10 protein-coding genes are annotated in these 10,151 nt (G+C 73.3%); 3 read left to right on the top strand and 7 right to left on the bottom strand.

What is annotated here, in order from left to right:
* Positions 1-1,347 precede the first annotated feature (1,347 nt).
* A complete protein-coding gene (locus ASG36_RS08790) occupies positions 1,348-2,514 on the bottom strand; it encodes an MFS transporter (RefSeq protein ID WP_157498671.1) in 1,167 nt (388 codons plus the stop codon).
* Positions 2,515-2,568: 54 nt separating this feature from the next.
* Here ASG36_RS08790 and ASG36_RS08785 point away from each other — a divergent pair, with 54 nt between their 5' ends.
* The 3 genes from ASG36_RS08785 to ASG36_RS08775 all read left to right on the top strand — a co-directional run bounded on the left by ASG36_RS08785 (position 2,569) and on the right by ASG36_RS08775 (position 5,322).
* A complete protein-coding gene (locus ASG36_RS08785; protein ID WP_055762811.1) occupies positions 2,569-3,579 on the top strand; it encodes a zinc-binding alcohol dehydrogenase family protein in 1,011 nt (336 codons plus the stop codon).
* Between the two features lie 97 nt (positions 3,580-3,676).
* Positions 3,677-4,261, top strand: a complete 585-nt coding sequence (locus tag ASG36_RS08780) for a hypothetical protein (RefSeq protein WP_157498669.1) — start codon at positions 3,677-3,679, stop codon at positions 4,259-4,261.
* 155 nt (positions 4,262-4,416) lie between these two features.
* Positions 4,417-5,322: an endonuclease domain-containing protein gene (locus ASG36_RS08775; protein ID WP_055762012.1), complete on the top strand. Its 906-nt coding sequence runs from the start codon at positions 4,417-4,419 to the stop codon at positions 5,320-5,322.
* Positions 5,323-5,387: 65 nt separating this feature from the next.
* Here ASG36_RS08775 and ASG36_RS08770 read toward each other — a convergent pair whose 3' ends face one another.
* The 6 genes from ASG36_RS08770 to ASG36_RS08745 all read right to left on the bottom strand — a co-directional run bounded on the left by ASG36_RS08770 (position 5,388) and on the right by ASG36_RS08745 (position 10,130).
* Positions 5,388-6,674, bottom strand: a complete 1,287-nt coding sequence (locus ASG36_RS08770; protein WP_055762008.1) for a cyclopropane-fatty-acyl-phospholipid synthase family protein — start codon at positions 6,672-6,674, stop codon at positions 5,388-5,390.
* Positions 6,671-7,480 carry a DUF1365 domain-containing protein gene (locus ASG36_RS08765; RefSeq protein WP_200944369.1) on the bottom strand — a complete coding sequence of 270 codons (810 nt, stop codon included), beginning with the start codon at positions 7,478-7,480 and terminating at the stop codon, positions 6,671-6,673. Before ASG36_RS08765 ends, ASG36_RS08770 begins: the two co-directional genes overlap by 4 nt.
* Entirely contained in the window at positions 7,477-8,790 is a 1,314-nt protein-coding gene (locus ASG36_RS08760; protein WP_235494735.1) for an NAD(P)/FAD-dependent oxidoreductase, read from the bottom strand. The genes ASG36_RS08765 and ASG36_RS08760 overlap by 4 nt, the downstream gene beginning before the upstream one ends.
* Positions 8,787-9,140 (bottom strand): hypothetical protein, encoded by a 354-nt coding sequence (locus tag ASG36_RS08755; protein ID WP_055762005.1) that lies wholly within the window; start codon positions 9,138-9,140, stop codon positions 8,787-8,789. Before ASG36_RS08755 ends, ASG36_RS08760 begins: the two co-directional genes overlap by 4 nt.
* A gap of 62 nt (positions 9,141-9,202) precedes the next feature.
* Positions 9,203-9,892: an alpha/beta hydrolase gene (locus ASG36_RS08750; RefSeq protein ID WP_055762002.1), complete on the bottom strand. Its 690-nt coding sequence runs from the start codon at positions 9,890-9,892 to the stop codon at positions 9,203-9,205.
* A gap of 40 nt (positions 9,893-9,932) precedes the next feature.
* Positions 9,933-10,130: a hypothetical protein gene (locus ASG36_RS08745; protein WP_055761999.1), complete on the bottom strand. Its 198-nt coding sequence runs from the start codon at positions 10,128-10,130 to the stop codon at positions 9,933-9,935.
* Positions 10,131-10,151 lie beyond the last annotated feature (21 nt).

The raw sequence follows: 10,151 nt of genomic DNA, 5'->3' as shown, positions 1-10,151 counted from the left end.
GACTGATGGGTGCCGGCCCGCTCGTGGGGGTCGGGTGTCGCCGTGCTCAGCGCGCAGAGGCTGAGGGCGCCCGGGTCAGTCGGGGGAGAAGGAGGGGTCGTACGCGGTGTTGCCTGCTGCGTCGCGGGCGGTGTCGGCGGTCGCGGTGAGGCCCGCGGCGTCGGCGGCCAGCACGGCGGCGGAGAGGTCCGCGGCGGTCTGGTCGTGCTGGGTGGGGCCACCGACGGAACCGGTGGAGGCACTCATCGGAGCCGNCGGCGTCGGCGGCCAGCACGGCGGCGGAGAGGTCCGCGGCGGTCTGGTCGTGCTGGGTGGGGCCACCGACGGAACCGGTGGAGGCACTCATCGGAGCCGCCGGGGAGACCGGGGCAGCCGGGGAGGAGGACGGTGCGGCGGGGGTGGCAGCGACGTCGACGACCGCGGTCGCCGGCGCAGTGGAGGTCCCGATCGTCGGGACGCCGACACTGCCTGCAGCCGCCTCGGGAGCGCCCGGGACGGTCCCCGCGGACGGCGCTGCGGTCGGCTGGAGGTCGTCCAGGACGGAGCCCAGCACGGGGGCCAGCGACACCGCGAACGGCGCCAGCGGCTCGGTCACCGGGGCGACGGCGTCGACGACGGGAGTGATCGTGTCGGTCACGGGCGAGAGGGCCTCGGTGACGGGCGACAGGGCCTCCGTGACCGGCGCCAGGCTCTCCACCAGCGGGTCCACCGCGGGAGCGACGGCCTGCGTGACCGGGGCCAGCACCGGCGCGACGGCCTGCACGACGGGTGCCGTGACCTGGACGACCGGAGCCACCACGGGTGCAGCGACCTGCACGACCGGGGCCACGACGGGCGCCACGGCCTGGGCCGCCGGGGCAGCGACCTGGGCGACGGGAGCAGCCACGGGCGCGGCGACCTGGGAGACGACCGGGGCGACCGGGGTGGTCACCGCCGTCACCACGTCGGCGACCGGGGCGGTCACGCTCGACAGCAGCGAGGGCTGCTCGGCCTGCGCCGACGCGGTCGCCTGACCGGCCAGCCACAAGCCGGCACCCAGGCCGGCCACGGTCAGCGCGCGCCCGGCGAACCGGGAGAGGCGGACCCCACGTCGGGACTCGGACATCGGGCACACCTCCACTCACGGTCATCGGACGACTACACCTAGTAGAACGAGACGANCCGGCGAACCGGGAGAGGCGGACCCCACGTCGGGACTCGGACATCGGGCACACCTCCACTCACGGTCATCGGACGACTACACCTAGTAGAACGAGACGATGCCGTCCGCGGCCCGGTGAAGCGCGTCGCCCGATGGGATGGAGATGCGGGAACGGACGGTGACGATCCGTGAGCCCCCCGTTCGGGTCAGGCCGGCGTCGGGTGTCGGCGGGTGAGCAGCGCCGCCAGCGCGGAGAGCACCAGCACGAGGACGGCCAGCGCGGCGGCGGCCACCGTCAGCGACGTCCGGGTGGCGATCTCCCCGACCCCGACCACCGGCACGGTGATCCCCAGGTAGGCGACGACGAAGAAGCTCGACGTCACCGCGGCCCGCTCCTCGGCCGAGGCGAGTCCGCCGACCCGGGCCACCGCCGACTGGAACGAGAACCCCACGCCGGAGCCGCCGACCACCGCGGCGAGCAGGAACAGCGGCAGCGACCCGACCCCGAGGGCGGCCACCACCAGGGCCGTCCCGGTGGGCAGCAGCACGGCCCCGACGAGCGCCGCCCGGTCCAGGTCCCACCGCTGCACGAGCAGCTGGCACGCCACGGCGGCGGCGAACATGACCGAGATGGACAACCCGACCAGCTGCGGACCGGGGTCGCCGAGTTCCTGCCCGAGGAAGGACGACGTCAGCGCGGTGAACAGCCCCAGCACGGAGAACGCGGCGAACCCGCCGACCGCCGCGGCCGCGAACCGGGCCCGGGTCGCGCGGGGCACGGCGAGCCGCTGCGGCCGGACGGCGCTGCGCAGCGACCCGGTCCGCGGCCGGGTCTCGGGCACCAGCCCGAGCGCGAGCACCGGCAGCAGCAGGACCAGGAACACGAGGTAGGGGCCCACAGTCGGGTCGGGCAGGTGCTGGGCGACCAGCCCGGACACCACCGGGCCCAGGCCCAGGCCGCCCATGTTGGCGACCGTGGCCAGGGTGGTCGCCGTCCGCCGGTCGGGGTGCAGCTCGGCGATCGCCGCCGTCGCCGTCCCGGTCGTCAGACCCACCGACAACCCCGACAGCACCCGGGCCAGCAGCAGGCCGGGCAGGGTGGGGGCGAGCAGGAACACCACCGTGCTGAGGACGGCGACCGACACCGCCAGGGCCAGCACCGGCCGTCGTCCGACCCGGTCCGACAGCCCGCCGCCCAGCAGCAGTGCGGTCAGCGTGCCCACCGCGTAGGCGGCGAAGACGACCGTGACCTGCAGCTCGGAGAGGTCCAGCGACTGCACGTAGAACGGGTAGAGCGGGGCGGGCACCGTGCCCCCGAGCATGACGACGGTGAAGACCCACACGACCAGCCACACCGCACCACGTCCGCGCACGGCGCGACGGTAGGGCCGGGAAGCCCTGCGCGCCCGGTGTCGTTGGCCACCCACGTGACGACGCCGACGACCACCACCGCCATCGCCGCCCTCCGACCCGGGGCCGTGGACGCACCCGACTCCTTCGCCACCGTGCAGCTGGACCTGGCCCCGCTGGGTGCGCACGACCTGCTGGTCGACGTCCGTGCTGTCTCGGTGAACCCGGTGGACGGGAAGGTGCGTGCCTCCTTCGACGCCGCCGAGGGCCCGAAGGTGCTCGGCTTCGACGCTTCCGGCGTGGTCACCGCGGTGGGCGGGGCCGTGACCCGGTTCGCGGTCGGCGACGAGGTCTACTACGCCGGCTCGATCGCCCGGCCGGGCACCAACGCCGAGCTCCACCTGGTCGACGAGCGGGTCGTCGGTCCCAAGCCCCGGTCGCTGGACCACGCGGAGGCCGCCGCGCTGCCGCTGACCACGATCACCGCCTGGGAGACCTTGTTCGACCGGCTCGGCCTCGCGGCCGACAGCACCGGCACGATCCTGGTCGTCGGCGGGGCCGGCGGCGTGGGTTCCATGATCGCCCAGCTCGCCCGGGCCCGGACGCAGCTGACCGTGGTCGCCACCGGCGCTCGGCCGGAGTCCGTGGAGTGGGCGACCTCGATGGGTGCCCACCACGTCGTCGACCACCACGACCTGGTCGCCGCCGTCCGCGAGGTCGCCCCCGACGGCGTCGACCACGTCTTCAGCGCGTTCTCCGAGGGCAACGTCGAGGCCTACGCCGAGCTGCTCCGGGTGCACGGGGCGGTCGTGGCGATCGACGACCCGGTGGGCCTGGACCTCATGCCGCTGAAGTCCAAGGCGCAGACCTGGCACTGGGAGTTCATGTTCGCCCGCCCGCTGCACCTGCCCGAGGACGCCTACCAGCACGACCTCCTCGTCGAGGTCTCCCGCCTGGTGGACGCCGGCCGGCTGCGGACGACGGCCACCACCCGCCTGCAGGGGATCACCGAGGACACCCTCCGCGAGGCGCACCGGCTGATCGAGGCCGGCTCCGTCGTCGGCAAGGTCGTCCTGACCCGCGACTGAGGCCCGTCACCACGCTGGGTGGTCGTCGCCGTCCGTCGTTCACTCTTTCGTGGCCACGTGCACTCCGGAGGGCCTGACGCCCTTACGTTCCGTGACCATGAGCCAGCAGCAGCCCCCCGTCAGCACAGCCCTGCGGGTCGAGCGGATGCAGACCGTCCCGGTGGAGCTCGTCACGGGCTTCTACGAGCTCTACCGGGAGGCGTTCGAGCCGCTGCGCACGCTGGCGGCGGCCCGGCACGTGCTCAGCCCGGCCGAGTTCGCCGAGGAGATGGCCGACGAGCGGATCGACAAGTACGTGGCCTTCGACGCCGACGGCAGCGCCCTGGGGTTGACCACGTTCACCGGTGACCTGACCGCCGTCCCGTGGATCGAGCCGGCATATTTCGCCGCCCGGCACCCCGCGCACGCCGCCCGCGACGCCATCTACTACCTGGGGTTCACGCTGACCCACCCCAGCGCCCGCCGCAGCCTGGTCTTCCGCACCACGCTGCAGCCGATCATCGACCGGGTCGTCGCCGACCGCGGGGTGGTCGCCTTCGATATCTGCGCCCACAACGACACGGTGCAGCACATGAGCGCCACCCTCGAGCGCTGGATGACCGGCGCCTGCGACGGCACGATGCGCGCCCCCGACGTCCAGACGTACTACGAGATGGAGGTCCACGGCCCGAGGGTCGCCTGACCGGGGCCATCAGGGCGTGCCCAGTACGCGGTCCGGACGGCGACTGCGTACCACCCACGCCCTGATGGGAAGGGCCGGTGTCCACAGGGCGAGGGCTCGTCCACAGATCGCCTCCGGGCGGGGTCACCGGGTCCCGTCACCTCCATGGTCGAGCTGTGACGACGGACCTGACCGCCTTGCTCGGTGACGACGGGGTCTGCCGGTGGCAGGACCTGGCGGCCCGGACCCATCCCAGCAGCGTCACCCGATGGCTGGCCTCGGGCCGGCTGGTCCGGCCGCTGCCCGGCGTCGTCGCACTGCCCGAGGTAGCCGGGCGCTGGCGCAGCAGGGCCGGGGCCGCCGTGCTGTGGAGCGGGGGCCACCTCGCGGGCCGGAGCGCCCTGGCCGCCTGGGACGTCGTCGCGACCCCCGGACCGTTGGTGCGCGTCGCCGTCCGGCGGTCACGGAACGTGCCCACCGTCCCGGACTGGCTGCGGGTGCACCGCATCGACCTGCCCCACGGACCGACGCGGGACGACTTCCCGGTCCTCTCCCTGGCACGGTCGCTCGTCGACTGCTGGGGGCACGCGCACGCGCAGACCGGGACCTCCCGTGACGTCGAGGTGGCCCGGAGTGCCGTCATCGGGGCCGTCCGCCGGCGGATGGCCGCGGTCCGCGAGATCTGGCGCGAGCTGCGCGGACACCCGAAGCTCCCCGGTCGAGCCGCGCTGGTGCGCCTGCTCGACCTGGTCGAGGCAGGCTGCCAGAGCGAGTTCGAGATCTGGGGTCTGCGCCACCTGCTCGACGTCCCGGGCCTGCCTCCGGTCACCCTCCAGCACCCGCTCGTGACCCGGATCGGCGAGATCCACCACGACGGCGCATGGCCCGAGGTGCGGTTGGCGGTCGAGCTCGACGGAGCGCAGTTCCACCGCGCACCCGACCGCCGCGAGCAGGACCTCCGACGCGATGCGGCCTCCCTGGCGAGGGGCTGGGCGGTGCTGCGGATCAGCTACCGGCGAGCCCACGCCGAACCGGAGGTCTGCCGCGCGGAGATCGCCACCGCGTTCCACGCCCGCCGCTGATCATGGCGTGCCCCCTACGCAGTCCAGAGCTGGACTGCGCACCCAGCACGCCACGATCGAGCGGGTCAGCGGTGGAAGGGGTCCCGCGCCAGGCCCAGCTGGCTGACGCCGAGGTAGCCGCTGCGGAAGCCGGCCTCGCAGTAGGCGAGGTAGAACTCCCACATCCGGCGGAAGGTGCCGTCGAAGGAGCCCGACAGCTGCGGCCACTCGGCGATGAACCGGTCGCGCCACAGGTGCAGGGTGTGGCCGTAGTGCGGGCCCAGGTCGCGGCGCTCGACGATCGACAGCGACGTGTGCGCGGTCAGGTTGTCCTCGATGGAGCGGACCGAGGGGATGATCCCGCCGGGGAAGACGTACTTGTGGATCCAGGTGTAGCTGCGGCGGGTGGCCATCATCCGGTCGTGCGGCATGGTGATCGACTGCAGGCCGACCCGTCCGCCGGGCACGAGCAGGGTGTCCAGCGCGGAGAAGTAGGTGGCCCAGAACTTCTCCCCGACCGCCTCGATCATCTCCACCGAGACGACGGCGTCGTACTGGCCGGTCGCGTCCCGGTAGTCCTGGAGCTTGACGTCGACCAGGTGGGCGACGCCGGCCTCCTCCGCGCGGGCCCGGGCCAGCGCCTGCTGCTCGGAGGACAGGGTCAGCGTGGTCACCCGGGCACCGCGGTCGGCGGCGGCCCGGATCGCCAGCGCGCCCCAGCCGGAGCCGATCTCCAGCACGTGCATGCCCTCGCTGACCCGGGCCATGTCGAGCACGCCGTCGATCTTGCGGAGCTGCGCGGTCGCCAGGTCGTCACCGGGCTCGAACCAGGCCGAGCTGTAGGTCATCGTCTCGTCGAGGAAGGCCTCGAAGAGCTCGTTGGAGAGGTCGTAGTGCCGGCTGATGTTGTGCCGGCTGTTCTCCTTGGTGTTCTCCTCGCCCATCGGCTGGGTGCGCTCGACCAGGTGCCGCAGCCGCTGGAACGCGGGGTGCACCAGGGAGGACATCCGCGCGGCGAAGGGGGCCAGCAGGTCGGCGAGGTCGGTGTCGGGCCCCGTCGTCCAGTCGCCGGTCATGTAGGCCTCGCCGAAGCCGATCTTGGCGTCGGCACCGAGCCGGTGGAACACGTTGGCCGGGCGGACCATCCGCATCACCGGGGCGTGCCGGTCGCCGGCCCCGAGCACGGTGCCGTCGGGGAAGACCACCCGCACCGGCAGGGTGCGCACGGCGTTGCGGAACAGGCCCTCGGCGATCCGGGCGCGCAGTGCGTCGTGCGGCGGGGTGGCCAGACCGGGCCAGTGCGCCTCGTCCGGGCGGGGCACGGGGAACCGTGCGTCCTCGGTCCGGCTGACGTTGTGGTGCACCGTGGTCATGGTCTGTCCCCGTTCGGGCTGGTCAGTGGGTCGTGGGTGTTCGCAACGACACCCGCTACCGGATCGTGTGGGGGGCGGGGCACGACCGGGAGCCGTCGGGCCCACAGCCGGATCCCCTGCCAGCGGATCAGCACGGCCACCCACAGGCTCATGAGCGGCCAGCGCAGGAGAGTACGGATCACGACGCCCGTCGTCGCCGACCGGGCGCGTCCGGTCAGCGTGGCCACGAAGGGCGTGCGGCCCTCGACCTGGAGCGCCATGGTCACGTGCAGCTGCTCACCGGGACCGGAGAACCGCATGAGGTAGCGGCCGTCGACGGTGTTGAACGGGGAGACGTAGAAGTCCTTCTCCGCTTGCGCGCGACCGGCGTCGTCGGGGTCGAGCAGGTAGGCGTGCCGTTCCCCGTAGGTGTTGTGCACCTCGGCGACGATGCATGCCAGCGACCCGTCGGCCCGGTAGCACCAGTGCGTGGACAGCGGGTTGAACACGTGCGGCCCGTTGCGCGCGTTGGCCATCATCACCACGCGGGCGACGTCGTCCACACCGTGCAGGGTGGCGAAGCGCACCACGTTGTCCTTCAGCGACGCCGCCGGGTCGCCGAGGTGGTCGGCGGCCTCGAACCGGGCCGCCCAGCGCAGCCCGCGGGGGAGCCGGGGCAGGTCGTCGAGGTCCACCAGCCACAGGTAGCCGCCGTACTCGAAGCGGTTGCGCAGCGGCCACGAGCGCGTGTGCCCGACCCGGACGTCGTAGAGCGCGGGCACCGTCGTCGACGCCCAGTCGACGAGCGCGGGCCTGACGGCGGTCACCAGCCGCTGCCGAGGGACTCCGCGGCCCGCACGCCCGACGCGCAGCCGTCCTCGTGGAAGCCCCAGCCGTGGTACGCCCCGGCGAACGCCGTGCGCCCGGTGTTCAGCGCGGGCAGCCGGCGCTGGGCGGCGACCGAGGCCGGGGTGTACTCGGGGTGGTCGTAGACCATCCGGCGCAGCACCGTGCTCGGGTCGACCTTCTCGGGGGCGTTGAGGGTGACCAGGTAGTCCAGCGGCTCGTAGATGGCGTGCAGCTTGTTCATCCAGTAGGTCACCTGGACGGTGTCGGAGTCCTGCCCGCAGGCGTTCATCCGGTAGTTCCACGACGCCTTGGCCTCGGCCGCCCGCGGCAGGATCGTCGGGTCGGTGTGCAGCAGCGTCTCGTTGCGCGAGTAGGAGAAGGCCCCGAGGACGGCGCGCTCGTCGTCGGTCGGGTCGCCGAGCAGGGCGAGGGCCTGGTCGGGGTGCGTGGCGACGACGACGACGTCGGCGGCGTGCCGCTCACCGTCGGCGTCGACGAGCTCGACGCCGTCCACGTGCCGGGTCAGCGAGGTGACGCCGCTGCCGGTGCGCACCGCGGTCAGGCCCTTGGCGGCCTTCTCCACGTAGGCGCGGGAGCCGCCGGTGACGGTGCGCCACTGGGGCGACCCGGTCACCGAGAGCATCCCGTGGTTGGCCAGGAACCGGAACAGGTAGACGGCCGGGTACTGCAGCGAGAGCCCGGTGCCCGAGGACCAGACGCAGCTCACGACCGGGACCATGAAGTGCCGGACGAAGTAGTCGGAGTACCCGCCGAGGGCCAGGAACGCGCCCAGGGTCAGGCCGTCGAACTCGCTCGTCCCGCCCGCGCCGCGCTCGTGGTCGGCGCCGGCCAGGTCGAGCAGCCGGTGGGCCTGGCGGTGGAACTTCTTCACCTCGACGAGCATCCGCAGGTAGGCCGGGTTGGCCAGCTGCTTCTTCTGCGCGAAGACGCCCTTCATGCCGCGGGCGCCGGCGTACTCGAGCCCGCAGCCCTCGCAGACGATGGACATGCTCATCTCGGTGGGCTGGGTGGCCACGCCGAGCTCGGCGAAGAGCTTGAGCAGGTTCGGGTAGGTGCGCTCGTTGTGCACGATGAAGCCGGTGTCGATGGGCACGACCCGGTCGTCGGGGGTCGCGACGTCGTGGGTGTGGGCGTGCCCGCCGAGCCGGTCGTCGGTCTCGAACAGCGTCACGTCGTGGGTGCGCTGCAGCAGGTGCGCCGCGGTCAACCCGGAGACACCGGAGCCGACGACGGCCGCGGTGGGCCGGTCCATCGCCGCGGCGGTCACTTGCCCGCGCCCTTGAGGGAGACCGCGCAGAGCGCGGCGTAGCCGAGGGCCACGGCCAGCGACTTGGCCTTCTTCTCCCCCGTCGGGGCGTTGAGCCCGAAGGAGACGGCGTCGGTGAGGTCGGAGACGATCCGCATCACCGTGGCGGCCTGCAGCTGCGGGCCCGCGGGGGCGACGGTCATCGCCAGCCCGATCGCGACGTCCCGCGCGCCGAGGGAGTGGTGCAGCGTGCGCAGCGCGACCGAGGGCTTCCCGAGTCCTGCGGCGTTCCCGTACAGGTCGGTCTTGACGAACTCCAGGACGCCGAAACCGGCGGTGGCGACACCGAGCACACGGGACAGGACGGGCATCTTCTACTCCTCGGCAGGCGGAGGTGCGGATCGCACCGGGCCTCACCCCGAGGAGCTGGTCGTCACAGCGGGACGGCCAGGCCCTCCGGGCTCGGTTGCTGGAGGGCGTTCGTGACGTCGTCCCGCATCGGTTCGAGGCCGGTGCCGGCCAGCACGATGTCACGGGCGAAGGCGTGCCAGCGGTGGGCCCGCCGCAGCATGGTGTGCCCGCCCGGGGTGGTGAAGCGGGCGACGCGGGCTCCGGCGCGCCGGGCACGGACGGCGAAGTCCGCGCTGAGCCGGGCCGGCACCCACCGGTCGGCCGACCCGTGCAGGATCGCCACCGTCTGCCCACGCAGCTGCATGACCGGCTCGCCCGGCGGGGTCCACGGGGCCAGCGCGCAGACGGCGGTGACCTGCGGGTCCCCACCGGCCTTGAGCGCCGCGCGACCGCCCATCGAGTGCCCGACGAGCACGATCGGCACGTCCTTGCCGACGTCGTCCCGCAGGGCGTCGATCGACCACTGCACGTCCTGGTAGGCGTCGGCGGCCTCGCCGTTCCACCCGGCCACGCGGTAGCGGACCAGCGCCGTCTGGATGCCCCGGTCGCCCAGGTCGTTGCGGACGAACTGCTCGAAGGCCCGCATCCGGACCAGCGACAGCGCCTTCTCCTTCGGCGGGGCGATGCTCGACGCCGTCCCGCCGTGGCAGAACAGGGCGATGCCGCGGGTCTCGCCGTCGACGGGGTGGCGCTCGAGCTGGGGGTCGGTCACGTGCGTCCTTCGGATCGGGGGTGCCGAGCGGATGGAGCGGTCAGCGGCGGCGACCGCGCAGCTTGGCCGCGCCGTTCTCGGCCAGGTCGCCGGCCTTGATCAGGTTCTTGCTGATCGCCGACGGGCCGTTCTTCGACTCCAGCTTCCGACCGAGGGAGCGCAGCACCCGGGTGCCCAGCGGCACGAGGACGGTGAGCAGGAGGTACATGCGGATGCGCCGGGAGATGAAGAGCCACATGGGGTCCTCACTTCCCGGCGC

The organism is Geodermatophilus sp. Leaf369 (assembly GCF_001424455.1).
GTDB lineage: Bacteria > Actinomycetota > Actinomycetes > Mycobacteriales > Geodermatophilaceae > Klenkia.
Note: the sequence above shows the minus strand (reverse complement) of the source record. Positions and strands in the feature narration are given on the sequence as shown.